This is a genomic window from Flavobacterium nitratireducens (assembly GCF_029625335.1).
Taxonomy (GTDB): Bacteria; Bacteroidota; Bacteroidia; order Flavobacteriales; family Flavobacteriaceae; genus Flavobacterium; species Flavobacterium nitratireducens.
In genome coordinates this window covers 113,805-138,279 of the sequence record NZ_CP121111.1, presented here as the reverse complement: position 1 = coordinate 138,279, position 24,475 = coordinate 113,805, and the positions used below count along the sequence as shown (strand labels likewise).

Below are 24,475 nucleotides of genomic sequence, written 5' to 3'. Positions count from 1 at the left end.
AACCATTAAGAGGTTAAGAAATTTTCAAGTTTCAGGCTTAATAATCTTAATTCTTTAATGGTTAAAAACCTCAACAATGAGCAAGAAAAACAACAAAAAGAAAGACTCCAAATTAGTCAAAAAAATCAAACAGCATATGTACCAATGGCACAGAATCATTGGAATCATTACCATTATCCCGGTTATTTTATGGACATTATCAGGTTTGATGCATCCTTTTATGGCTCATTTTTTAAACCTGAAATTGCCCATGAAAAACTGGAAATCCAAAACGTAAAACCAACAGATTTAGGATTATCCCTTCAGGAAGTGTTAAACCAAAACAACATAAAACAATTTAGAAACTTCCGAATTGTTACTTTCAATAATACCACGTATTACCAAGTCAAAAATAGCATTGGTGATTTGCATTATTTTAATGCTTCGAATGGAAAAGAACTTGAAAACGGAGACCTTATCTATGCAGAATACTTATCCCGCTATTTTCTGGATGATCAAAAAAATGCCGTAAAAAAGAGCGAACTCATCACCGAATTTGACCGTCAATACAAATATGTGAACCGTTATTTACCGGTTTACAAACTGAGTTTTGACCGTCCAGACGGGATGGAAATCTATGTTGAAACATCCTCCAGTAAGTTGGCTACTTTTAATCCTACTTCCAGACAATTTTTCATCTGGTTCTTTGATACCTTTCACAACTGGTCGTTTATAGATGCTATTAGCAACAACAGCATTCGTATCATTACGATGATTTTCTTGTTGTCCATCATTGGATTTTCAGCCATTAGTGGAATCCTAATTTATGGCTTTTTGTGGAAACAATTCAAAAAAGCCGATAGCTTGCAACCTAAAAAAGGAATTCGAAAATACCACCGTCAAATCGGAATTTGGATTTCCTTATTTACGCTGACTTTTGCTTTTAGCGGAGCTTATCACGCCACAACCAAATGGGATCCGTATACGCTTTCGCAAATGGTATACGAGCCTACTTTTAAAACTTCGGATATTACTCTAGCAAATACAAAACTGAATATCGACTGGAACCGTTTTCAAAATGCGAGTTTAATTGCTTTCAATGATAGTATTTATTACCGTTGCCAATTAGAAGAAAAAACGAAAAGCAAATTCAAAAAACCAAAGTTCGATTCCAATTCGAAATGGAACAAAATGGACGCTCCAAAAACGGAAGTAGTTTATATTAACGCAACAACGAACAAAATTGCTCCAAATTTAGATTTCCAATACGCCGATTTTTTGGCCTATTATTTTACCGATGGCGCTCCAAAAGCCCCTTGTTGCGAAATGATGAATCCTGAAATTCCAGAAGAAGCCGAAACTTCATTAGAAAACGTAAAATTAGTAGAATCGAAACTAATAACTGATTTTGAAAGCAGAGAATATGGGTTTGTAAACAAGCGTTTACCTGTTGTAAAATTAGCGTATGACACTCCTGAAAAAACCACTTATTTCATAGAAACGTCCTCTTCACGACTGGCTGCCAAAGTGAAAAGTTCAGATATGCTTGAAGGTTATTCTTTTGCCATATTCCACAAATTCCTTTTTATGGATTGGGCCGGAAAAAATATCCGCGATTTATCGATGGTTCTGGCTGCACTTTGTATTTTAATTGTAAGCGTGTTGGGATTAATCATGTTTATAAAGAAATAGAAATATATTTTTACCGCAAAGTTCGCTGAGTTTTTTTGTAAGTTGTGTTGTGAAAACGCAAAGGACACAAAGCTTTGCTAACTTTGCGTAAAACTTTGCAATCTTTGCGGTTAATTTTAAACTATAGCAAATTATGACAGTAAAAGTAATTTGCGGTTAAGCAAAACTATTCTCTAGGATTCTCATCATAATACCTCGCTTCAATTCCTTTGATATTTCGAATCGAATTTCGGGACCAATCCAAACGCTTTTGTAAAATCTCCTCTTCGGTCAATTTCCAATCGATATCCGAACGTCGTAGTCTATTAGTTAAATCCTGAATAATAATAGCTGCCGAAACTGAAATATTCAAACTTTCAGTAAAACCTACCATTGGAATTTTTAAAAAACCATCCGCATTTTGCATCACTTCTTCCGAAAGACCTTCTTTTTCTGTTCCAAAAAAGATTGCGCTTGGTTTGCTGATATCAAATTTTTCCAGCGTACAATCTTGTTCATGCGGTGTGGTAGCGATAATTTGGTAGCCTTTCTCTTTTAAAGAAGTGATACAGCCCTTTACCGAATCATGACGGATGATATCTACCCATTTTTGAGCCCCCATAGCAATTTGAGTATCAATTCGTTTTCCAAAACGCTGCTCGATTACATTCAATTCCTGGATTCCAAAAACCTCGCAACTACGCATTACTGCAGAGGTATTATGCAACTGATACACATCTTCTACCGCAACAGTAAAATGCTTGGTTCGGTTTTCTAAAACTTCCAGAAAGCGTTCTTTACGATGGTCAGTTATTATGGTTTCAAGGTAAGCGAGGTAATCTAAATCAATCATGATGCTCTAAATTTTGGCGCAAAAATACATTTTTTATCTTTTTTCTATTTCAATCAAAAAGAATAGCTTACTTCTATCATCAAAAAACTTTAACTAAATTCGTAGAAAAACAACAAAACATGGATGCGATAGAAATAAAAAAAGTAACAGTTACCGAAATAGAGCAACTACAAAAAATAGGGACACAAACATTTCTAGAAACTTTTGCCGAAATGAATTCTGAAGAAAACATGAAACAATATTTAGAAGATAAATTTTCTATTAATAAGCTTACTTCTGAATTATCAAATCCAAATTCTGAATTTTACTTTGCCATTCTTAACAAGGAACCTCTTGGATATCTAAAAGTAAATTTTGCTAAAGCACAAACTGAACTTAAAGACGAAAATGGTCTGGAAATAGAACGCATCTATGTTTTAAAAGAATTTCACGGTGCTAAAATTGGCCAGTTATTATACAATCAGGCATTACAAATAGCTAAAATTCACAACTTAAATTATCTTTGGTTAGGCGTTTGGGAAGAAAATCACAGAGCCTTAAATTTTTATAAAAAGAATGGTTTTATTGAATTTGACAAACATCTTTTTAAATTAGGCAATGATGAACAAACCGATTTACTGATGAAATTAATCTTAAAATAAAATGAAGAAAAAGTTAGTAATACTTACCGGAGCAGGAATCAGTGCCGAAAGTGGCATTAAAACTTTCAGAGATAGCGATGGGCTCTGGGAAGGACATGATGTTATGGAAGTAGCTTCGCCAGAAGGATGGCAAAAAAATCCCGAATTGGTTCTGGATTTTTACAATCAGCGCAGACGCCAACTTAATGATGTCAAACCCAATTTAGGACATCGCGAACTAGCGCAACTTCAAATTCATTTTGACGTACATATCATTACTCAAAATGTAGATGATTTGCACGAACGTGCAGGAAGTAAAAAAGTACTGCATTTGCATGGTGAACTTCGAAAAGTGAGAAGCACCAAAAATCCAAAATACATTTTAGACTGGGAGGGCGATCTGAATTTAGGCAATGTAGACAGCTTCAATCATCAGTTACGCCCCCATATTGTTTGGTTTGGTGAGGCTGTTCCTGCTTTTGAAGAAGCCATAGCGATTACGGAAGGGGCAGATTATTTTGCTGTTATTGGAACCTCTTTGCAGGTTTATCCTGCAGCAGGACTGCTAGATTATGTTTCAGCCAAAACCCCTATTTTTTATATAGACCCCAATCCCATTGCAATTCCTAACTTAAGAAATTCACTAAAAACAATTCCGATGGTAGCCTCGGAAGGTGTTCCGCTTTTAAAAAACCAATTATTAGCGCAATTCCAATAAAAAGAGGAAAAAATACAACTAAATGGCAAAAAACTTCTAACTTCTAACGGCTAACTTCTAACTTCTCATTATATTTGTGCCTTTCAAAAAAATAGCACCAAAATACAACTTTGTATCACGGACTAAATAACAACTCTATTAGCATAATACAACGATGACGACTTTAAACGAATTGAATGCTATCTCTCCTATTGATGGAAGATATAGAAATAAAACCCTTTCATTAGCCCCTTTTTTCTCTGAAGAAGCACTAATCAAGTACCGTGTTTTGGTAGAAATTGAATATTTTATTGCGCTGTGCGAAGTGCCTTTGCCACAATTAAAAAATGTAAACCCAAATTTATTTGACAGTTTACGCAATATCTACAAAAACTTTTCTACTGAAGATGCCCTTTGGATTAAAGAAACAGAGAAAGTTACTAATCACGACGTTAAAGCGGTAGAGTATTTTATCAAAGATGCTTTTGAAAAATTAGGTTTATCGGAACACAAAGAGTTTATCCACTTTGGATTAACTTCTCAAGATATCAACAACACGGCTATTCCGCTTTCTACAAAAGAAGCTTTTGAAAAAGTGTACATGCCTTCGTTAATTGCGGTGATTGCTAAATTAAAAGAGTTGGCTACAGAATGGGCGGCTGTTCCTATGCTTGCTCGTACTCACGGACAACCAGCCTCTCCTACTCGTTTAGGAAAGGAAATCACTGTTTTTGTAGAGCGAATTGAAGAGCAAATGCGTTTGTTATTCAATGTTCCATTTGCTGCTAAATTTGGTGGAGCAACAGGAAACTACAATGCACACCACGTAGCTTACCCACAAATTGACTGGAAGCAATTTGGAACTAAATTCGTAGAAGAAAATTTAGGTTTACACCATTCATTCCCAACGACTCAAATTGAGCACTACGATCATTTTGCAGCCTTTTTTGACACTTTAAAACGTATCAACAATATCATCATTGACTTAGATCGTGATATCTGGACCTATGTTTCAATGGAATATTTTAAGCAAAAAATCAAAGCAGGAGAAATTGGCTCTTCAGCAATGCCACATAAAGTAAACCCTATTGATTTTGAAAATTCAGAAGGAAACCTTGGAATTGCTAACGCTATTTTCGAACACTTATCGGCTAAATTGCCTATTTCAAGATTACAACGTGACTTGACTGATAGTACCGTTTTAAGAAATATAGGGGTGCCAATGGGACATACCATCATTGCTTTTGAAGCAACTTTAAAAGGATTGAATAAATTGTTATTAAACGAAGCTAAATTCCACGAAGATTTAGAAAACAACTGGGCGGTAGTAGCGGAAGCAATCCAAACGATTTTACGTCGTGAGGCCTATCCAAATCCTTACGAAGCATTAAAAGGTTTAACAAGAACAAATGAGGTGATTACTAAAAAATCAATCCATGAATTCATTGGTACATTAGACGTTTCTGATGCTATCAAAGCTGAATTATTACAAATTACTCCAAGTAATTTTATTGGGATTTAATTATTGCACATCAATCTATACCAAGTCCCGTCCCGATAATTTTCAGGACGGGATTTTTTTATAAATCTATGTTAATTGCACACTAAAATTGCACATCAAAACTGCTTTTAGTATTTTTAGCACTATTGCAAAAAACAATCATATATGAGTACAGTTGCCACAGTTGCAGAAGCAACCCAACATCTAAAACCCTTAATTAGTGACTTAGGATTAATCCTTATGACGGCTGGTATTGCTGTTTTGCTGTTTAAAAAAATTAAACAACCACTAGTTCTTGGCTATTTGATTGCTGGATTTTTAGCAGGAAACCATTTTGATTTTTTCCCATCTGTTAAAGATGTACACAGTGTTGAAGTTTGGGCAGAAATTGGGGTTATCATTTTATTATTTAGTTTAGGACTTGAATTTAGCTTCAAAAAGTTAATGAAAGTAGGCGGAACGGCCTCAATAACAGCTATTACTCAAATTATCACCATGGTATTAGTGGGTTTTCTGGTCGGAAAATGGATGGGCTGGAAGCAAATGGATTCTATATTCTTAGGCGTAATTCTTTCTATTTCCTCCACCACTATTATTTTAAAAACATTTGATGAATTAAAAGTAAAAGCCCAACAATTTGCTGGAATTGTAATTGGCTCCCTTATTGTACAAGACATTGTAGCCATCTTAATGATGGTATTATTATCTACAGTTGCGGTTAGTCAACAATTTTCGGGAAGCGAATTAATTATGTCGGTTTTTAAATTAGGCTTCTTCTTAATTGCTTGGTTTGTGGGGGGGATTTTTTTCATTCCTACTTTATTAAAAAAAACAAAGCATCTACTCACCGACGAAATGCTGTTGATTCTATCATTGGCTTTGTGTTTAATGATGGTAATACTTGCATCAAACGTAGGTTTTTCACCTGCATTAGGTGCTTTTATTATGGGTTCTATCATAGCCGAAACAACACATGCAGAACATATCGAACATTTAATCAAACCTGTAAAGGATTTATTTGGAGCCGTATTTTTTGTATCGGTAGGTATGCTAATCAACCCTCATACTTTGTACGAGTATGCTATTCCAGTGGTTATTTTGACTTTTGTTACCATTTTTGGACAATCTATTAGCTCTACAATTGGTGCTATCATTTCTGGACAACCACTTAAACAATCGGTTCAAACAGGAATGAGTTTATCCCAAATAGGCGAATTCTCTTTTATCATCGCCACACTGGGCATGACAATGAATGTAACTAGTGATTTCCTTTATCCCGTAGTAGTTGCTGTTTCGGCTGTAACCACATTTACTACCCCATTTATGATTAAAATGGCTGTCCCATTTTCGGTGTTTTTAGAACGAGAATTACCTCGAAAATGGACCAAAAGAATTGCCCGTTATAGCTCCAATGCTCAAGCCATTCGATCTGTAAGTACCTGGCAAGTGGTTATTCGTGCCCATTTAGTACAAATCCTTTTACACACTATTATCATCACTTCAGTCATTTTGATGTCGTCTAAATTTGTATTGCCATTAGTAGAAAATTCTAAATTTGGAAATGCAATTGCGGCTTTAATTACAATAGTTATTATTTCACCTTTCTTATGGGCGCTCTCCCTTAGAAGAGTTGCTGTAAAAGAAGTTGACTTGTTATTTGAAGAAAAAAGATACCGAGGACCTATTTTAATGCTATTCTTTTTCCGAATGGCATTGGCCGTTTTCTATATTGGATTCTTACTTAACATCTTTTTCTCCCCTGTAATTGCCTTTTTTGCTTTAATTATCGCCATTGTTATTTATTTGCTTTTCCCTAAAAAATTACACGAACAATATCACAAAATAGAAAGTCATTTCCTTACAAACCTTAATGATAGAGAAGAAAAAAAGATAGACCGTCATTATGCCTATTTGACTTCCTGGGATGGCCACATGACAACATTTGAAATTTCAAAAGAATCCAATTTAGCTGGAAAAACATTACGCGAAATTAAAATGAGGGAATTATTAGGTGTGAACATCGCTTATATTAAACGTGGTGAAATTGTGATTCAAATTCCCAATAAAACCGAACGTATATTTCCCGGAGATGAAATTTGCGTGATAGGTTCAGATGCGCAAGTAAAAGAATTTGCGAACTTTTTAAAACAACACGAGGTAGAAATTCCTAAAAAAATAGTTCCTGACGAAATAATTTTACGCCAAATTCAATTAAAGAATGAAGAATTCATTGGTCAAACTGTTGGCCAATCAAAACTTAGAGAACGCACTCATGGTTTAGTGGTTAGCATTGAACGCAAAGGAAATCGAATCTTAAATCCAGAATCTAATATCATTTTAGAGAAAAATGATTTGCTTTGGATTGTAGGAAGTAAAAAATTAATGGCCGAATTGTTCAAAGAATAAGTCTTTTACAAAGAATATAAAATAGAAAATGCCTGAAGAATTGCTTTTCAGGCATTTTTTTTTACCTCTTGTAATTCCAACCAGCCCAGCATTAGCAATTAAAAAAACACCGTCAATCTATCCAATATCACCTAAATTTTAACTAAATTTATAGTACTAAGTCGCACTTATTTAAACCCTTTTAATTGTGATTTCTTTTAAAAAAACTAACCCATTAATAATTATAAAATCAATTTATTATGGCATTTATAGATTATTACAAAGTGTTAGAAGTAGAAAAAAATGCTACTGAAGCTGATATTAAAAAGGCCTATCGAAAATTAGCCCGTAAATACCATCCCGACATCAATCCGAATGACAAAGAAGCGGAGAAAAAATTCAAAGAAGTTAACGAAGCAAATGAAGTATTAAGCAATCCTGAAAAAGAAAAAAATACGATGCTTACGGCGAACACTGGGAGCATGCCGCTGAATATGAAAAAGCACATCAAGGACAACGCTATTACAATACCAGTGGGCCTCAAGAAGATTTTAATAGCTATGGCAGAGACGCTAGCGACGATTATTCGGATTTCTTTGAATCACTTTTTGGTAGCAGAGGAAAAAGTCGCACTTCTACTCATCCTTTTAAAGGACAGGATTTCACAGCCGAACTCCAACTTGATTTAAAAGAAGCCTACACTACTCATAAAAAAACGATTACTATTAATGGCAACACTATTCGGTTTACGATTCCAGCAGGTATCGAAAACGGACAAACTATTAAAATTGCTGGACATGGTGGCGAAGGAAAAAACGGAGGACCTAAAGGAGATTTGTACATTACATTTACAATAAATAGTCAAGCTGATTTTAAACGCGATAAAGACAATTTATACACTACCGTAGAGCTCGACTTGTATAAAGCCATTTTAGGAGGAGAAATTACCGTAGCTACTTTTGACGGAAAAGCTAAACTTACTATCCCTCCAGGTACCCAAAATGGAACGAAGGTAAAACTGAAAGGAAAAGGCTTTCCTGTATATAAAAAAGAAGGCGCTTTTGGCGATTTGTACATTAGCTTTCAAATAGCCATCCCTACAAAGCTTACTCCAAGAGAATTAGAATTATTTACAGAACTTTCTAAACTAAAAACATCATGAATACCGAAAATTTTATCCCAATAAATACCTTATGCCAACATTACAAACTTGAGATGAGTTTTTTAACACACTTGACGAAAATGGCCTAATTGAAATTCAGTTTGTAGACAACATTCAATATGTTCATAAAGAATCTATTTATGAAATTGAAAAAATTGTTCGTATGCACAAAGAACTACAAGTTAACATTGAAGGAATTGATGTTGTCCTTAATTTACTGCAAAAAATCGATGCTTTACAAGCTGAATTACTAAGAGTTAGAAACAGATTGCTACTTTATGAAAATTAATTTCATCAAGTAATCCAATAAAAACTTTTTTTAACTAATAACACAAATCCCCATAAAATAAGGCAATCACAGCCTATTGTTAAAATCTTAACAAAAAAATATGAAATTTTCAATGGTAATATTTGTATATACAAATAAAAAAAGTGTTACATTTGTATCAACAAATAAAAAAAGCATTGGAATGAAAATTGAAGATGAAATAAAAAGTACGGTCGCATTAGACCTTTCAAAGAAAATTATTCTCAATATCATGTACACCTGCAATATTTTGAATGAAAAATTTAATGAAGTTTTAAAACCTTATGATTTATCTGGAGAACAATACAATGTATTACGAATCCTAAGAGGTCAAAAAGGGAATCCAGCTAATATGTGTGTCATTCAAGAACGAATGATTGCCAAAACAAGTAACACAACAAGACTGGTAGATAAGCTATTATTAAAAGAATTAGTTACTAGAAACGTTTGCCCAGACAACAGACGTAAAATTGAAGTTGCAATTACTCAAAAAGGGCTAAATGTTCTATCTGAATTAGACCCTAAAGTAACTGCTCACGAAAATGCTTTGACAACAAATCTGTGTAAAGAAGAATTGGAACAATTAAATGAACTATTAGAAAAATACAGAAATCAATAAATATATTATCATGAATACCTTTATAGAAAATCAAAATTGGAGATATGCAACAAAGAAATTTGATGCAACTAAAAAAATATCAAATCAAGATTTAAACATTTTAAAAGAAGCCATTCGTTTAAGCTCTTCGTCTTACGGATTACAACCTTACAAAGTAATCATTGTTGAAAATTCAGAATTGAGAGCTAAAATTCAACCAGCGGCTTGGGGACAATCCCAAATTGTTGATGCTTCACATCTTATCGTTTTTGCTAATGAAACTAATTTAGCCGAACAATCTATCGACAGCTACATCAATAATATGAGTGCTACAAGAAATATTCCTGTGGATACATTAGTAGGATTTGGCGATTTTATGAAATCTAAAATACTAACTTTACCTGAAGAAACTAAGAATGTTTGGACTTCAAAACAAACCTATTTAGCGATGGGTAACTTATTGAATGCAGCAGCCGATTTAAAAATTGATGTAACACCTATGGAAGGTTTTGATCCTACTCAAGTAAATGAAATTTTAGGTTTAGACAAATTAGGGTTAAACGCTTCGCTAATTGCAACTTTGGGTTATAGACACGAGGAAGACACAACGCAACATTATCCAAAAGTTAGAAAATCAGAACAAGAATTATTTATCACTTTATAATTATTAATTAAAATCAAATTAGAACAATCATGAAAAATTTAAAAACAATTGCAATTGCATTATTCGTAGCTGTAGCTGGAATTTCAGTAAACGCTCAAACTAAAAAAATCGATGCTAAAGCATCAACAATCAAATGGGTTGGTAAAAAAGTAACTGGTGAACACTCAGGAACTGTAAACTTCAATGATGGAGCTGTAGTATTTAAAGGAAAAAAATTAGTTGGTGGAACATTTACTGTAGACATGACTTCTTTGAATGCAACTGATTTAAGCGGAGATTACCAAGCAAAATTAAATGGTCACTTAAAAGCAGACGATTTCTTTGGAACTGAGAAATTCCCAACTGCAACTTTGGTTATCAAAAAAATTGGTGCAAAAGCAAAAGACGTTTATGCTGTAACTGCTGACTTAACAATCAAAGGAATTACTAAACCAATTAGTTTTGATTTAGCTGTAAAAGGAAATACAGCTACTACTGCTTTCAAAGTAGATAGAACTAAATACGATATTAAATACGGTTCTGGAAACTTCTTCCAAGGATTAGGAGACAAAACAATCTATGATGATTTTGAATTAGCTGTAGCTATCAAATTCTAATATAGCATTAAACTATTACAAGAGCCCCTAACTTCAAACCTTAGGGGTTTTTTGTGTTTTAACGAATCAACTAAACATTGTTTATTTTTTTTATTTTGTAACATTTGCATATTAAAATTACATTCTTATATTTGCAATATGAAAACAACAATTACAAATAATACTTGGTGGTGGAACAATTTACGTCAATAGTCGTGAAGTAAGCTCCTATGGTATTATAATATATAAATATAAAAGGCTTGTCATCACGACAGGCCTTTTTTTTATGCCAAACGAAAAACAAACAAATGCTTATAAATTTTAACTATTTTACAATTGAAACCATTTAAATTAAATACAAAATTTAAGCAAATACTAGCTGACACTATAACCCCTGTTAGTGTGTATTTTAAAATCAGAGATAAATTTCCTAATAGTTTATTGCTAGAAAGTAGTGATTATCACGGAAACGATAACAGTTTCTCTTACATCTGCTGTAATCCTATTGCTTCCATTAAAATTGAAAACGAAACCATTATTAAGCAATTTCCAGATGGTACTACCGAAACTATTTCAATCGATGCACAAACGGATATCCCAGAAGTAATTCAACAATTCTCAGGAAAATTCGAATCAGAGAAAACCAATTTTAAATTCATCAACAATGGTTTATTTGGTTATATTTCTTATGATGCGGTTCGTTATTTTGAAAAAATTAGTATTGCCAAAAAAGAAAATAGCAATGCCATTCCAGATGTATATTATGCCGTGTATCAAAACATCATAGCCATCAATCATTTTAAAAATGAAGCGTATATTTTTTGTCACAGTGTAGACGACCGAAATAATATCGATGAAATCGAACAATTGATGCAGTCCAGAAATATTCCTTCTTATAAATTTACAAAAGAAGGTGAAGGCTTCTCTAATTTAACGGATGAAGAGTTCAAACACAATGTAGCCTTGGCTAAAAAACATTGTTTCCGTGGAGATGTGTTTCAATTAGTACTTTCTAGACGTTTTACCCAAGGTTTCAAAGGAGACGAATTCAATGTATATCGTGCATTGAGAAGCATCAACCCTTCTCCTTACCTATTCTTCTTTGACTATGGTGATTTCAAAATTTTTGGATCTTCTCCAGAAGCGCAAATCATCGTAAAAGACCGTAAAGCCGAAATTCATCCTATTGCTGGTACATTCAAAAGAACTGGTGATGACGAAAAAGATGCTTTATTGGCCAAACAATTATCAGAAGATAAAAAAGAAAACAGTGAACACGTAATGTTAGTGGACTTAGCTCGAAATGACTTAAGTCGTCACGGACATAATGTAAATGTAGAGCGTTATAGAGAGGTGCAATTCTTCTCACACGTAATCCACTTGGTTTCTAAAGTTACTGGACATTTACACGATAATGCGACAACCATGCAAGTCGTTGCGGATACTTTCCCAGCAGGAACTTTAAGTGGTGCTCCTAAACACCGAGCGATGCAATTAATTGAAGATTATGAAACCACGAGTCGAAGTTTTTATGGTGGAGCAATTGGTTTTATGGATTTTGAAGGCAATTTTAATCACGCCATAATGATCCGAACTTTCTTGAGTAAAAACCATCAATTGCATTGCCAAGCAGGTGCCGGTATCGTAGCGAGCTCTAACGAAGAAAGCGAAATGCAGGAAGTGTATAACAAATTAAGAGCATTAAATACCGCTTTAGATTTGGCAGAAACAATATAAAAGTATTCAGTGTTCAGTTTTTAGTGTTCAGTTTTTTATACTCTGAACCTAAAACTTTAAACCAAAAAATAAAATGAAAAAAATATTAGTTATAGATAATTACGATAGCTTCACTTACAATTTAGTACATTATTTGGAAGATTTAAATTGTGCGGTTACGGTATATAGAAATGATGAATTTGAATTAGAGGATGTTGCTCAATTTGATAAAATTCTTTTGTCACCAGGCCCTGGAATTCCAGATGAAGCGGGGTTGCTCAAACCTGTTATCGAAAAATACGGCCCCACAAAAAGCATTTTTGGTGTATGCTTAGGTCAGCAGGCAATTGGAGAAGTTTACGGTGGTACCTTATCTAACTTAGACAAGGTGTACCACGGCGTAGCGACGACCGTAAAAACCGTTGTTGATGACGAAATCACCTTTCAAGGTTTAGAAAAAGAATTTGAAGTAGGACGTTACCATTCATGGGTTGTAGACGCCACTTTGCCAGATAGTTTAGAAGCCACTTCTTTTGATGAAAATGGTCAAGTAATGTCCTTACGCCATAAAACCTACGATGTACGTGGGGTACAATTTCACCCAGAAAGTGTTTTGACACCAAATGGTAAAAAAATGCTTGAAAACTGGGTAAATAGTTAGTAAGCAGTTTGCAGATTTCAGTATTCAGTTAATAAAACTTAGAATTTTCGTCACCAAAATTCTTAGCAACTTAAAAAAATGAAAAACATATTAAATAGATTAATCAATAACGAATTACTTTCGAGAGAAGAAGCAAAAAACGTTTTGGTTAATATTTCTAACGGGAGCTACAACCCAAGTCAGATTGCAGCATTTTTAACCGTATATATGATGCGAAGCATAAGCATTGAAGAGCTATCAGGATTTAGAGAAGCACTTCAGGAATTGTGTGTGCGTATCGATTTATCCGAGTACAACACTATCGATTTAGTGGGTACAGGAGGTGATGGAAAAGACACCTTTAACATCTCTACTTTGGCTTCATTTATTACAGCAGGAGCAGGTGTAAAAGTAACCAAACACGGAAATTACGGGGTTTCCTCGATCACTGGTTCTAGTAATGTAATGGAAAGTTTAGGCGTTAAATTTAGTAACGATCAGGATTTTCTAAAAAAATGTGTGGATCAGGCTGGAATATGTATTTTACATGCTCCTCTATTTCACCCCGCAATGAAAAACGTGGGACCTATCCGAAAAGAATTAGGGGTAAGAACTATTTTCAATATTTTAGGACCAATGATTAATCCGTCATTTCCTAAAAACCAATTATTAGGTGTTTTTAACCTCGAATTAGCTCGAATGTATGGCTATTTATATCAAAATACCGATAGTAATTTTACCATTGTTCACGCCTTAGATGGCTATGACGAAGTATCTTTAACAGGTGCAACCAAGGTAATCACCCATAGTACTGAAGGAATGATTCATCCAGAAGATTTTGGTGTGCAACGAATTAAACAAAGTGATATCGAAGGAGGAAAAACCGTTGCTGAATCGGCGCAAATGTTTATCGATATTATTTCCGGAAAAGGAACTGAAGCACAAAACAATGTTGTTTGTGCCAATGCAGCACTGGCAATTGCAACTGTTACTGGTTGTACACCTCTTGAAGGATTTGAACAAGCTAAGGAAAGCTTATTCTCTGGAAAAGGATTAGCAGCCTTGAAAAAATTACAAGAATTAAGCAGATAAATTTAGTTTAAAGTTTAAGGTTCAAAGTTTCAGCACTCGAACTTTTTAAACCTTAAACCAATTAAACTCTAAACAAAAAACAATGAACATATTAGATAGAATCATCATTGATAAAAAGAGAGAAGTCGAACTTAAAAAATCAATTATTCCTGTTTCCCAATTGGAAGCATCGGTTTTCTTTGAAAAAAAAATCATTTCTTTAAGTAACAATCTAAGAAACAGCAACTCAGGAATCATTGCCGAGCACAAACGTCGTTCTCCTTCGAAAGCGGTCATCAATCATAGTTTTTCAGTGGAAGAAGTGGTAAAAGGCTATGAAAATGCAGGCGCATGTGGAATTTCGGTTTTAACAGATGGAAAATACTTTGGCGGTTCGCTGGACGATTTATTATTGGCAAGAGCTTCGGTAAACATCCCGTTATTAAGGAAAGAATTCATTGTAGATGAGTACCAAATCTTAGAAGCAAAAGCCCATGGCGCCGATTTGATTTTACTAATCGCGGCGGTTTTAACACGCGAAGAAATCAAATCCTTATCGGAATTTGCTAAAAGCTTAGGACTAGAAGTTTTATTAGAAGTTCACAACCAAGAAGAATTAGAAAAATCCATCATGCCTACTTTAGATATGATTGGAGTAAATAATAGAAATTTAAAAACTTTCGAAGTAAGTTTGGATTTCAGTAAGCAATTGGCCGATATGATTCCAAATGACTTTGTCAAAGTTTCTGAAAGCGGTATTAGTTCGATTGAAGCCATCCAAGAACTAAAACCTTATGGTTATAAAGGATTCCTAATTGGTGAAAACTTTATGAAAACGGATAATGCTGGACAAGCAGCAACGGAATTTATTAAGGAGTTAGAAGTTAGGAATTAAAAGGCAGTATTCAGTATTCAGTATTCAGCTTACAGCTTTGTGTACTTTGCGTGTTACGCTGAGCCTGTCGAAGGGCTTTCTGTCCTTTGCGGTTATAAAAACTTTGCGGTTATAAAAAACAAATTATGAAACTAAAAGTCTGCGGCATGAAATATCCCGATAATATACTCGAAGTAGGGACGCTCCTACCAGATTATATGGGATTTATCTTTTGGGAAAAATCAGCCCGTTATTTTGACGCTGTCATTCCACAACTGCCCGAATCCATAAAAAAAACAGGCGTTTTTGTTGATGAAACGATTGAAAATATTATTAGCAAAGTAGAAATACATAATTTGCGGGCTGTACAATTACATGGTAAAGAATCTGTAGAATTTTGCGTAAATTTGAAAACGAGTTTAGCAGCTTCTATCGAGATAATCAAAGTCTTTTCGGTTGCCGATGATTTTGATTTCGCTGTTCTTGCTCCATTTGAAGGAGTATGCGATTATTTTCTTTTTGATACCAAAGGAAAATTACCTGGAGGAAACGGAACTACATTTGACTGGAAAGTATTGGAAAAATACCCTTCAAAAAAACCTTTTTTCCTGAGTGGCGGAATTGGTCTTAACGAAATGGATGCTGTTAATGAAATACTAAAAACGAATTTACCTATTTATGCTATTGATGTAAACAGTAAATTTGAAATAGAACCTGGATTGAAAAATACCAATGATGTAAGGACAATTCGTGAATTGTCCCTAATAATAAAAAACAAATAAAATGTTATACAACGTTGATGAAAAAGGCTATTATGGCCAATTTGGAGGAGCTTACATCCCTGAAATGTTATATCCAAATGTAGAGGAGTTACGCCAACAATATTTAAAAATTATGGCCGAACCAGATTTTAAAGCTGAGTTTGACCAATTATTAAAAGATTATGTAGGCCGCCCAAGCCCGTTGTATTTTGCCAAACGTCTTTCTGAAAAATACAATACTAAAATCTATCTAAAAAGAGAAGATTTAAATCATACTGGAGCACACAAAATAAACAATACTATCGGGCAAATCTTAGTAGCTAAGAAACTCGGTAAAAAACGTATTATTGCCGAAACTGGTGCAGGACAACATGGTGTGGCCACCGCTACGGTATGTGCCTTAATGGGATTGGAATGTATTGTGTACATGGGCGAAATTGACATTGCTCGCCAAGCTCCAAACGTAGCGCGTATGAAAATGTTAGGTGCAACGGTACGCCCTGCGCTTTCAGGTTCTAGAACGTTAAAAGACGCGACTAACGAAGCCATTCGTGACTGGATTAACAACCCTGTAGATACGCATTATATTATAGGTTCAGCTATTGGACCACATCCCTACCCTGATATGGTAACCCGTTTCCAAAGTGTCATTTCAGAAGAAATAAAATGGCAATTAAAAGAAAAAGAGGGACGTGAAAATCCAGATTACGTTGTCGCTTGTATAGGTGGTGGTAGTAATGCTGCTGGAACTTTTTACCACTTTTTACACGAACCAGAAGTAGGTATCATTGCAGTGGAGGCAGCAGGAAAAGGAATTGATACGGGATATAGTGCCGCTACTAGTAAATTAGGAAAAGTGGGAATCATCCACGGTTGCAAAACCCTTTTAATGCAAACAGCCGACGGACAAATCACGGAGCCTTATTCTATTTCCGCTGGTTTAGATTACCCAGGTGTAGGACCTATGCATGCCCATTTATCAGAAAGTGGTCGCGCTGAATTCTTCTCGATAACCGATGACGATGCAATGAATGCCGGTTTACAATTGAGTAAATTAGAAGGAATAATTCCTGCAATTGAATCATCGCACGCTTTTGCCGTTTTAGACGAAAGAAAATTCAAACCAGAAGACATCGTTGTAATTTGTCTTTCAGGTCGAGGCGATAAGGATTTAAATAATTATATCGAATATTTTAAATATTAATTAGGGCGTTACCTCGCCGCGGCGGGTCGGGCTGTACGCTATAGTCCCGATGAAAAATCGGGAGCTACCGCTGCCATCCCTAACGCAAAAAACAAGAACATTTAATTTTCAAAATAGCACCAATGGAAAAATTATTTGCTTACGGAACATTAAAAGACAAACATATTCAAGAAACAATATTTGGACGCACTTTATCAGGTGTTCCAGATCGATTGATTGGATTTGTTATCAATTATATCGAAATCGAAGAAGAATTTGGTTTAGAAAAATATCCTATTATTACGGCGACTGATAATCCAGATGACATCGTAACAGGAATTGTCTATGATATTACTGAAGAAGATGTAAATCGCGCCGACACCTACGAGGGTTTGCACTACAAACGAATTGAAGTAACCCTGGAGTCGCTACAAACCGCTTGGGCTTATATTGTTACCAATTAAAAACAAATAGCATTAACTATTAATTTTACCATTAAGACATTAAGAAAATTAAGTCTTAACTATACTTAATTACTTAATGATATACAATAAAAATACAATTAGTGGTAAAAATCGAAACTATACAATGAACAGAATCGAACAAAAATTACAAGAAGACAAAAAAATACTATCCATCTATTTCTCGGCGGGATATCCAAATCTAAATGATACGGTACAAATTATCCAAGACTTAGAAAAAAATGGCATCGACTTAATTGAAATTGGTTTGCCTTTTAGCGATCCATTGGCTGATGGACCAACCATTCAAGCGAGTTCTACAGCAGCTTTGCACAACGGAATGACCACTCAAATCCTGTTTGACCAATTGGCAGCTATCCGTAAAACCGTTTCTATTCCGTTAATTATCATGGGCTATTTCAACCCGATGTTGCAATATGGTGTGGAAGCTTTTTGCCAAAAATGTGCCGAAATTGGCATCGACGGATTGATTATCCCTGATTTACCAGTGGCAGTTTATGCCGAAGAATACAAGGCTATTTTTGACAAATACGGCCTAATCAACATCTTTTTGATTACCCCACAAACTTCTGACGAGCGCATTCGTTTTATTGACAGTGTTTCCAGCGGATTTATTTATATGGTAAGTTCAGCGAGTGTAACGGGATCTTCCGCTGGTTTTGGAAACGTACAAGAAGATTATTTCAAACGCATTGCCGACATGAATCTGAAAAACCCACAAATTGTAGGTTTTGGAATCAACAATGCAGAAACTTTCAATCAAGCTACCCAATACGCCAAAGGCGCCATTATTGGTAGTGCTTTTATCAAACACCTATCCGAAGAAGGAACAACAAAAATTGCCGATTTTGTGAAAGCGATTAGATAGTTTTTCCTTTTTATAAATTTATTTACCGCCAATTCGCAGATTAAAATGTGAATTGGCGGTATTTTTTGTATTAAACTGAAATATTTGTAAGATTAATTTTTATACTTTTATAAAAAATAACGCTCAACTTGAACTGAGTTTATCTAACCAAAATTGGTTGTATAAGCTCAACTAAAAGAGTAAAAACTGAGCAGATGAACAAGTTAGCGGTCAGCCTAAAAAGACGACAAGAAGATGACATTTTATAAATTTACAATACCAAGTTTCACACAGTTTAAATATGCATGGGCAGAATTGACTGAAAATGCAAAGCTTTTAGATTACTTTCCGAAGTGCAATAAATGTGGACTTTCGCCTTTATTAGAATATGACTATTATACTGGCAGTAGAGTAAAAGTAAAAAATGGATACGCAAAATTTACTATAGGTTATAATCTGTAAAAAAATCTTTGTAATATAGAAAATGATACAGCGAAGTGATACCCAAACTACTAAACGATTGCTACTAATAACAACTCACAGGATATTTAAATTATAGTTCTTCGTACATAATAACGTAACGTTGCATACAAAAACACATCTATTAAAAAAAGCTACTTATGAAACTAATAAAAGTAATATTAATAGGGATTGTATTTATAACCCTTTCTTGCAATAATGATGTCGAAAAATTACCAACTGAAATTAATGGTGAATACGTGGGAATGTTTGAAAGAAATGGAACTACTGCTAATGTGAAATTAACGTTCAATAATGGAACATATTCAGGCGAAAGCGAAACTGCAAGATATCCAGCAATTTGTAATGGAAGCTATTCGATTTCAAGCAATTCCATTAACTTTCAAAACAAATGTATTTGGACAGCCGATTTCGATTGGACTCTGATTTTGTCTTACGAGTGGAATTATAACCTAAAGGGAAACACTCTACTATTAACAAACTCTAATGGAGATAAATATACACTGACAAAACAATAAAAAGCAACTCTTAATTTAGCTGTAAGCAATTGCTTGTCCTCTTCATTTTTAAAAGCTTTACAAACACCCTATTTAGGAAAAACGAAAGAAGCAGGCACACAGTGCAACCGGGCACCAGATTAGAGCATAAACTCGAAAAATAAAAAAAACGAATATGTAATTAATATCTAAATGAAATTATTTATTCGACACAAAATATCAACACTCTTTCTCATTATTTACATATTTTGGATAGTTTTTGTTATTAATTGGTTTAAATCAGGATCTTCTAATTATCCAAACTCCTGTGGAGCAGCAAATGGAGCTTTAATTATGATAACATTTTTGATTATCGCTATTTATTCCTTTATCATTATTATTAAAATAATAATCGCAAAAGAACAGAATCGTTCGGACTTTTTAAAAATACTTGGATTGATATTTTTCTTGCCAATTGTACTAATTATAGTTTCTTTTTTATTTTAAATGAGTGAAAATAGTAGTGAAAATTCCCTAACTGATACTCGATAACATATAGTACCTATTTACATGAAAAATCAATAAAAAACGGCGCAAACTCCGTAGAGGCTTGCGCCGTTTTCCATCCCAAAACATTCAAAAATACAATTATAGATTTGGGAAATTTAACAATTGAACTTGCTGTTAAAACAGCTTATAAATTCGATTAATCGGGATAACAACTCCTTTTTTTAAAACCACATTTTTGTCTGTTACCGCCCAAACGGTAGTATTGACAATCTTCTTGGATTCATTGTCTTCAAAGAAAATTTTAATTTTTGAGTGTTCTAAATTCCCTAAAGATAAAGCCCTGTTTATCTCGCTTATTCTTGTTTTTACTTCGATATCATCCTCCAATACATCTGTAGTTGGAAACTTTAGAGAAGCAATATCTTCTTTCTCTATAATTGTGAATTCTTCTGTCATAATTGAAAAAAATTAATTAATACTCTCCTTGTTATTGTTATTAAATAATGGGCTTGAATAGAAATTGACCGAACAATAACCTATCATAAATTTAGTGACTATCTTTTTTTTATTGCCAATATTTTATTAATTTTTGCCAAAGCTTTTATAAAATTTAATACAAAAAAAGAAAAATCTTCTCCAAATAGGCTGTGTTTCTTTTCGAAAAAAAAGAGTTAGTTATGCCTTTTTAGTGTATTTTTACATAACAAATACCTGCTAATAAGCTAATTGTATCATAATGCCTTTCTAGTCAAAACAACATCTATTGGAAAATCTAGCCCTATTCATACTATTAGCGTTACTAGCTGAAATTTTAGGAACCGTAGGAGGATTTGGTTCTTCTTTATTCTTTGTCCCAATTGCTAGTTATTTTTTAGATTTTCATTCTGTTTTAGGGATTACTGCGCTTTTTCATGTATCGAGTAACATCACTAAAATTGCTTTTTTTAGAAAAGGATTTGACAAAAAACTACTGCTCACCATAGGTGTCCCCGCAGTTCTTTTTGTGATTATAGGATCGTTTATCAGTAAATACATTGAAACTAAAATACTTGAAATTGCGCTTGCAGCTTTCTTAATCCTAATCAGTGTGTTTTTTCTTGTTTTTAAAAACATTAGTATCAAGCCAACTCTTTCTAATTCCATACTGGGCGGAACCTTGTCTGGATTAATTGCAGGATTACTAGGAACAGGTGGAGCCATTAGAGGAATGACCCTAGCGGCTTACAACCTAAAAATGGAAGTCTTTATTGCAACCTCTGCCATTATTGATTTGGCCATTGATTCCAGCAGAAGTTTTGTATATACCTATAACGGCTATGTTCATCAACACGATTTGTACCTCATCCCTATTTTACTTGCCGTTAGTATTGTAGGAACCTATATAGGCAAGAAAATTCTAAGTCGAATTTCGGAAACACAATTCAAATCGATTGTTTTAGTTTTGATTTTGATTACAGGTCTTATTACTCTTTTTAAAATAATCTTCAAATAAAAATCGCAAACTAGCCTAGCCATAGTAGCACTAATTTGCGATTTTGCACTTTATAATCTCAATAATTTATATTGTTTCCTCTTCGGTCTCTGTTACAAATTCCATGTGATCCTCCACTTCTGCGATCACCGGTTTTGAAGCTTTTAAGGTATTGAATCGTTCTAATTGTTCTAACTCGTCTTCATCACCACTAAAATAAGGGAAAACGTCTAATACAGCCGATTCTGAAATAGCCGGAATACTATAATCTCCCATCGTACCTTTCATGGTATGTACGGTATTATCATAAGCCTCTTTAACATCGTTAGCCTGTACTAGAAAATACATATTGGTCTTGCGTTCCTTTCCGCTTTCTTCATCATAGGCAATCAACGAAATTTTTGATTTAAACCATCTATCGGCATTTTCAAAAGGATGAATTTCGGCATAATTAGCTACTTTAATATTTGCAATTTTAAATTCCTCACTCACATAAGCCTTCATTTCTTCATTAATTCTACTTTCGGCTTCAGTAAAAGAAATAGCATCTACCAAATAGATTTCGCCTACCATTTTTTGATTTCCAGTTTCGTCCGTCTTTCTATATTTTACTTTGCATTCGTACCAAATTGCGCTCATATTTTTTGATTTTTTAAGGATGCCAAAGATAAATTTTAGCACCTAATAAATACAGAAATTTAGAAATAGATATTCACAAATTTTGCTGCTACCCACTAGTTTGTTCGCTTTGAAGTTATTAGAATATTCAAAACCGAAACACTATTATATAGTAGACAACTGATAGTAATAAAACGAATATTGAATTTACAAAACACCACACAAACACACTAAAAAACAAGCCATTAAGCTCCAAAACAAGCTTTTTCTAACGGATTTAAAATGTTAATATTAGGTTAAATAAAAATTAAACAACTGTTTAAATTAAACAGTTGTTTAATTTTGCAGTGTAATTCAAAAATAAATTCAAGTGAAAACTGATTTTAATGAAAAACAGATCCAAATTCTTCTGATTGCCGAAAAACTATTCGCAGAAAATGGATTTGAAAAAACTTCCATTCGAACTATTGCTAAAGAAGCCGATATTAATATCGCCATGGTTTCTTACTATTTTGGTTCTAAAGAAAAATTATTAGAAGCTTTGATTATTTACCGTACCTCGGATTTGAAGATTAAAATTGAAAATTTATCTCATGAAAAGTTAGATCCGGTGGAAAAAATAGATAAGCTCATTGAACTCTATATCAATCGAATCAGATGTAATAAAGGCATATACCGCATTTTACATTTCGAATTTTCCTCAGAAGAAAAAGAAGATAAATTGAAAGTCTTAAACGAAGTAAGAGACAAAAATTTAAAATCCTTGGAAACCATTATTCATGAAGGACAAGAAAAAGGAATCTTTAGAAAAGACGTAAATATTCCTTTGATTCCACCAACAATTATGGGTACGTTTTTTCACTTTAGTATGAACAAAGCTTATTTCAAAAAACTATTGAATCTCGAAACGGATGAAGCTTTTGAGGAGTACCTACAAACTAAATTTAAAACCCATATTCAACAAACAATAAAAGCACTGCTAACCTATGAAAGCTAATTATTTACTACTCTTTGGTGTTTTTATTCTGGGAATAGCTCCCACAAATGCACAAGACAAAAAGAGTTTGTCACTAGAGGAAGCCATCCGACTGGCTTGGGAGAAAAGCAATGAAGTTACTTTAGCCAATACCAAGGTAATGACTAAAAAACACGAATTACAATCGGTTAAAAACCACAGATATCCCGATTTGAAAGCTTCTGCTCAATACCAACGATTGACAAAAGCAGATATCGATTTAAAAAGTAATGATGCAACAAATGAAAGTGGTTCACAATCAAAAGCACCCAATGTAGACCAATTAGTACTTGGACAAATAACGGCCAACTTGCCTATTTTTTCTGGATTCAAATTACAAAACAGCATCAAGGTTTCGGATAATTTATACCAAGCAGAAACAGCCAATGCTTTGCAAACCAAAGAAGAAACGGCTATGCAGGTCATCAATTATTATATTGCCTTGTACCAAGCTGAAAAAACGGTTGAATTGCTTACTGAAAATTACAAAAGTGCAGCCCAACGTGTCAAAGATTTTACCGAATTAGAAAAAAACGAAATCGTACCTAAAAACGATTTGCTAAAAACACAATTGCAGCTTTCTAAGGTAAAATTGTCTTTAGATAAGGCAAAAAGCGATTTAAATGTAGTGAATTATGAATTGGCTACCTTATTAAAATTGAATCCAGAAACTAAAATTGAAGTGAATGAAAGTGATTTGGCTATTTTGGAAATGAATACACTTCCAAAAGATGAAAATCCAGCATTAGAAAATCGTAAAGATTTAGAAGCCTTACGTTTTCAAGAAAAAGCCAGTTTAGCTAGCATAAAGGTTGCTCGAAGTGGTTATTATCCTTCGCTATCACTTTTAGCGGGTTACACTACACTGGATTTAAAAAATGTAGTAATGGTGCAAAATGCCATGAATTTTGGAATAGGTCTTTCCTATAACATCAGTGATATTTTTAAAAATGGAACCGAAGTAAAAATTGCCAAAAGCAAAGCGGCCGAACTTCAAAACGCTGAAAACATGCTAACTGACTATATTAAAATTCAAGTACAAAAAGCATTAGAGAATTATGATTTAGCCCTAAAACAAGACGAAGTTTACTCACAGGCTGTTGAACAAGGCTCAGAAAACTACCGAATCATCAAAGACAAATACGACAATGGTTTAGCGGACACCAATGACTTATTAGAGGCCGATGTTGAACAATTAAGCGCTAAAATCAATAAAACGGTAGCCAAAACGAATGTAATTCAGAAATATTACAACGTATTAGCAGCTTCAGGCCAATTAAACCAAACTTTCAACCTTTCTAAAATATAATCGATACCTA

Annotated in this window: 24 protein-coding genes and 1 pseudogene; 22 read left to right on the top strand and 3 right to left on the bottom strand. The window is 33.9% G+C overall.

Annotation, left to right across the window (positions count from 1 at the left end; genetic code table 11):
* The first annotated feature begins 57 nt into the window (after window positions 1-57).
* On the top strand, window positions 58-1,671 hold the full coding sequence (locus tag P5P90_RS00670; protein ID WP_278035341.1) for a PepSY-associated TM helix domain-containing protein: 1,614 nt from the start codon (window positions 58-60) through the stop codon (window positions 1,669-1,671).
* A 166-nt stretch (window positions 1,672-1,837) separates the two neighbouring features.
* On the opposite strand, the gene P5P90_RS00665 is transcribed toward P5P90_RS00670, so the two are convergent.
* Window positions 1,838-2,503: a TrmH family RNA methyltransferase gene (locus tag P5P90_RS00665; protein ID WP_278035340.1), complete on the bottom strand. Its 666-nt coding sequence runs from the start codon at window positions 2,501-2,503 to the stop codon at window positions 1,838-1,840.
* A 119-nt stretch (window positions 2,504-2,622) separates the two neighbouring features.
* Here P5P90_RS00665 and P5P90_RS00660 point away from each other — a divergent pair, with 119 nt between their 5' ends.
* The 18 genes and pseudogenes from P5P90_RS00660 to P5P90_RS00575 all read left to right on the top strand — a co-directional run bounded on the left by P5P90_RS00660 (window position 2,623) and on the right by P5P90_RS00575 (window position 19,584).
* Entirely contained in the window at window positions 2,623-3,144 is a 522-nt protein-coding gene (locus tag P5P90_RS00660; RefSeq protein WP_278035339.1) for a GNAT family N-acetyltransferase, read from the top strand.
* 1 nt (window position 3,145) lies between these two features.
* The gene (locus P5P90_RS00655) at window positions 3,146-3,841 is read left to right on the top strand and encodes an SIR2 family NAD-dependent protein deacylase (protein WP_278035338.1); all 696 of its coding nucleotides are present in this window, start codon (window positions 3,146-3,148) and stop codon (window positions 3,839-3,841) included.
* A 154-nt stretch (window positions 3,842-3,995) separates the two neighbouring features.
* Window positions 3,996-5,342 (top strand): adenylosuccinate lyase, encoded by a 1,347-nt coding sequence (purB, locus tag P5P90_RS00650; RefSeq protein WP_278035337.1) that lies wholly within the window; start codon window positions 3,996-3,998, stop codon window positions 5,340-5,342.
* Window positions 5,343-5,486: 144 nt separating this feature from the next.
* Window positions 5,487-7,727: a cation:proton antiporter gene (locus P5P90_RS00645; protein ID WP_278035336.1), complete on the top strand. Its 2,241-nt coding sequence runs from the start codon at window positions 5,487-5,489 to the stop codon at window positions 7,725-7,727.
* A 239-nt stretch (window positions 7,728-7,966) separates the two neighbouring features.
* A pseudogene (locus P5P90_RS00640) lies at window positions 7,967-8,868 on the top strand (DnaJ C-terminal domain-containing protein).
* Between the two features lie 88 nt (window positions 8,869-8,956).
* Window positions 8,957-9,157: a chaperone modulator CbpM gene (locus tag P5P90_RS00635; protein WP_340696458.1), complete on the top strand. Its 201-nt coding sequence runs from the start codon at window positions 8,957-8,959 to the stop codon at window positions 9,155-9,157.
* A 181-nt stretch (window positions 9,158-9,338) separates the two neighbouring features.
* Complete coding sequence (locus tag P5P90_RS00630; protein WP_278035335.1) at window positions 9,339-9,794, top strand: MarR family winged helix-turn-helix transcriptional regulator; 456 nt, start codon at window positions 9,339-9,341, stop codon at window positions 9,792-9,794.
* 10 nt (window positions 9,795-9,804) lie between these two features.
* A complete protein-coding gene (locus P5P90_RS00625; RefSeq protein WP_278035334.1) occupies window positions 9,805-10,437 on the top strand; it encodes an NAD(P)H-dependent oxidoreductase in 633 nt (210 codons plus the stop codon).
* A gap of 29 nt (window positions 10,438-10,466) precedes the next feature.
* Window positions 10,467-11,033 carry a YceI family protein gene (locus P5P90_RS00620; RefSeq protein ID WP_278035333.1) on the top strand — a complete coding sequence of 189 codons (567 nt, stop codon included), beginning with the start codon at window positions 10,467-10,469 and terminating at the stop codon, window positions 11,031-11,033.
* Between the two features lie 315 nt (window positions 11,034-11,348).
* Window positions 11,349-12,749, top strand: coding sequence for an anthranilate synthase component I family protein (locus P5P90_RS00615; protein ID WP_278035332.1), 1,401 nt, complete (start codon window positions 11,349-11,351; stop codon window positions 12,747-12,749).
* A 73-nt stretch (window positions 12,750-12,822) separates the two neighbouring features.
* Window positions 12,823-13,389, top strand: a complete 567-nt coding sequence (locus P5P90_RS00610; protein ID WP_278035331.1) for an anthranilate synthase component II — start codon at window positions 12,823-12,825, stop codon at window positions 13,387-13,389.
* 78 nt (window positions 13,390-13,467) lie between these two features.
* Window positions 13,468-14,460 (top strand): anthranilate phosphoribosyltransferase, encoded by a 993-nt coding sequence (gene trpD, locus P5P90_RS00605; protein WP_278035330.1) that lies wholly within the window; start codon window positions 13,468-13,470, stop codon window positions 14,458-14,460.
* A gap of 82 nt (window positions 14,461-14,542) precedes the next feature.
* Window positions 14,543-15,334, top strand: coding sequence for an indole-3-glycerol phosphate synthase TrpC (gene trpC, locus P5P90_RS00600; protein WP_278035329.1), 792 nt, complete (start codon window positions 14,543-14,545; stop codon window positions 15,332-15,334).
* Window positions 15,335-15,459: 125 nt separating this feature from the next.
* Window positions 15,460-16,095, top strand: coding sequence for a phosphoribosylanthranilate isomerase (locus tag P5P90_RS00595; RefSeq protein ID WP_479724209.1), 636 nt, complete (start codon window positions 15,460-15,462; stop codon window positions 16,093-16,095).
* Between the two features lies 1 nt (window position 16,096).
* On the top strand, window positions 16,097-17,278 hold the full coding sequence (gene trpB, locus P5P90_RS00590) for a tryptophan synthase subunit beta (RefSeq protein ID WP_278035327.1): 1,182 nt from the start codon (window positions 16,097-16,099) through the stop codon (window positions 17,276-17,278).
* 122 nt (window positions 17,279-17,400) lie between these two features.
* Window positions 17,401-17,721 carry a gamma-glutamylcyclotransferase family protein gene (locus P5P90_RS00585; RefSeq protein ID WP_278035326.1) on the top strand — a complete coding sequence of 107 codons (321 nt, stop codon included), beginning with the start codon at window positions 17,401-17,403 and terminating at the stop codon, window positions 17,719-17,721.
* Window positions 17,722-17,845: 124 nt separating this feature from the next.
* Window positions 17,846-18,607 carry a tryptophan synthase subunit alpha gene (gene trpA / locus P5P90_RS00580; RefSeq protein WP_278035325.1) on the top strand — a complete coding sequence of 254 codons (762 nt, stop codon included), beginning with the start codon at window positions 17,846-17,848 and terminating at the stop codon, window positions 18,605-18,607.
* 599 nt (window positions 18,608-19,206) lie between these two features.
* Window positions 19,207-19,584: a hypothetical protein gene (locus P5P90_RS00575; RefSeq protein ID WP_278035324.1), complete on the top strand. Its 378-nt coding sequence runs from the start codon at window positions 19,207-19,209 to the stop codon at window positions 19,582-19,584.
* Between the two features lie 642 nt (window positions 19,585-20,226).
* Here P5P90_RS00575 and P5P90_RS00570 read toward each other — a convergent pair.
* The gene (locus P5P90_RS00570; protein ID WP_278035323.1) at window positions 20,227-20,508 is read right to left on the bottom strand and encodes a hypothetical protein; all 282 of its coding nucleotides are present in this window, start codon (window positions 20,506-20,508) and stop codon (window positions 20,227-20,229) included.
* Between the two features lie 307 nt (window positions 20,509-20,815).
* On the opposite strand from P5P90_RS00570, the gene P5P90_RS00565 reads away from it, so the two are divergent.
* Window positions 20,816-21,544 carry a sulfite exporter TauE/SafE family protein gene (locus P5P90_RS00565; RefSeq protein ID WP_278035322.1) on the top strand — a complete coding sequence of 243 codons (729 nt, stop codon included), beginning with the start codon at window positions 20,816-20,818 and terminating at the stop codon, window positions 21,542-21,544.
* A gap of 66 nt (window positions 21,545-21,610) precedes the next feature.
* Here P5P90_RS00565 and P5P90_RS00560 read toward each other — a convergent pair whose 3' ends face one another.
* Window positions 21,611-22,162 (bottom strand): DUF4494 domain-containing protein, encoded by a 552-nt coding sequence (locus tag P5P90_RS00560; RefSeq protein ID WP_278035321.1) that lies wholly within the window; start codon window positions 22,160-22,162, stop codon window positions 21,611-21,613.
* 349 nt (window positions 22,163-22,511) lie between these two features.
* Here P5P90_RS00560 and P5P90_RS00555 point away from each other — a divergent pair, with 349 nt between their 5' ends.
* Both P5P90_RS00555 and P5P90_RS00550 read left to right on the top strand, forming a co-directional pair.
* Window positions 22,512-23,138 carry a TetR/AcrR family transcriptional regulator gene (locus P5P90_RS00555; protein ID WP_340696420.1) on the top strand — a complete coding sequence of 209 codons (627 nt, stop codon included), beginning with the start codon at window positions 22,512-22,514 and terminating at the stop codon, window positions 23,136-23,138.
* Entirely contained in the window at window positions 23,128-24,465 is a 1,338-nt protein-coding gene (locus P5P90_RS00550) for a TolC family protein (protein ID WP_278035320.1), read from the top strand. Before P5P90_RS00555 ends, P5P90_RS00550 begins: the two co-directional genes overlap by 11 nt.
* Window positions 24,466-24,475 lie beyond the last annotated feature (10 nt).

Excerpts from the sequence above, each read along its gene's own strand:
- P5P90_RS00610 (WP_278035331.1), top strand. The coding sequence starts at position 12,823 with ATGAAAAAAATATTAGTTATAGATAATTACGATAGCTTCACTTACAAT.
- P5P90_RS00665 (WP_278035340.1), bottom strand. The coding sequence starts at position 2,503 with ATGATTGATTTAGATTACCTCGCTTACCTTGAAACCATAATAACTGAC.
- P5P90_RS00645 (WP_278035336.1), top strand. The coding sequence starts at position 5,487 with ATGAGTACAGTTGCCACAGTTGCAGAAGCAACCCAACATCTAAAACCC.
- P5P90_RS00560 (WP_278035321.1), bottom strand. The coding sequence starts at position 22,162 with ATGAGCGCAATTTGGTACGAATGCAAAGTAAAATATAGAAAGACGGAC.
- trpC (WP_278035329.1), top strand. The coding sequence starts at position 14,543 with ATGAACATATTAGATAGAATCATCATTGATAAAAAGAGAGAAGTCGAA.
- P5P90_RS00630 (WP_278035335.1), top strand. The coding sequence starts at position 9,339 with ATGAAAATTGAAGATGAAATAAAAAGTACGGTCGCATTAGACCTTTCA.
- P5P90_RS00620 (WP_278035333.1), top strand. The coding sequence starts at position 10,467 with ATGAAAAATTTAAAAACAATTGCAATTGCATTATTCGTAGCTGTAGCT.
- P5P90_RS00660 (WP_278035339.1), top strand. The coding sequence starts at position 2,623 with ATGGATGCGATAGAAATAAAAAAAGTAACAGTTACCGAAATAGAGCAA.
- P5P90_RS00625 (WP_278035334.1), top strand. The coding sequence starts at position 9,805 with ATGAATACCTTTATAGAAAATCAAAATTGGAGATATGCAACAAAGAAA.
- trpD (WP_278035330.1), top strand. The coding sequence starts at position 13,468 with ATGAAAAACATATTAAATAGATTAATCAATAACGAATTACTTTCGAGA.
- P5P90_RS00655 (WP_278035338.1), top strand. The coding sequence starts at position 3,146 with ATGAAGAAAAAGTTAGTAATACTTACCGGAGCAGGAATCAGTGCCGAA.
- P5P90_RS00595 (WP_479724209.1), top strand. The coding sequence starts at position 15,460 with ATGAAACTAAAAGTCTGCGGCATGAAATATCCCGATAATATACTCGAA.
- P5P90_RS00570 (WP_278035323.1), bottom strand. The coding sequence starts at position 20,508 with ATGACAGAAGAATTCACAATTATAGAGAAAGAAGATATTGCTTCTCTA.
- trpB (WP_278035327.1), top strand. The coding sequence starts at position 16,097 with ATGTTATACAACGTTGATGAAAAAGGCTATTATGGCCAATTTGGAGGA.
- trpA (WP_278035325.1), top strand. The coding sequence starts at position 17,846 with ATGAACAGAATCGAACAAAAATTACAAGAAGACAAAAAAATACTATCC.
- P5P90_RS00575 (WP_278035324.1), top strand. The coding sequence starts at position 19,207 with ATGAAACTAATAAAAGTAATATTAATAGGGATTGTATTTATAACCCTT.
- P5P90_RS00670 (WP_278035341.1), top strand. The coding sequence starts at position 58 with ATGGTTAAAAACCTCAACAATGAGCAAGAAAAACAACAAAAAGAAAGA.
- P5P90_RS00585 (WP_278035326.1), top strand. The coding sequence starts at position 17,401 with ATGGAAAAATTATTTGCTTACGGAACATTAAAAGACAAACATATTCAA.
- P5P90_RS00550 (WP_278035320.1), top strand. The coding sequence starts at position 23,128 with ATGAAAGCTAATTATTTACTACTCTTTGGTGTTTTTATTCTGGGAATA.
- purB (WP_278035337.1), top strand. The coding sequence starts at position 3,996 with ATGACGACTTTAAACGAATTGAATGCTATCTCTCCTATTGATGGAAGA.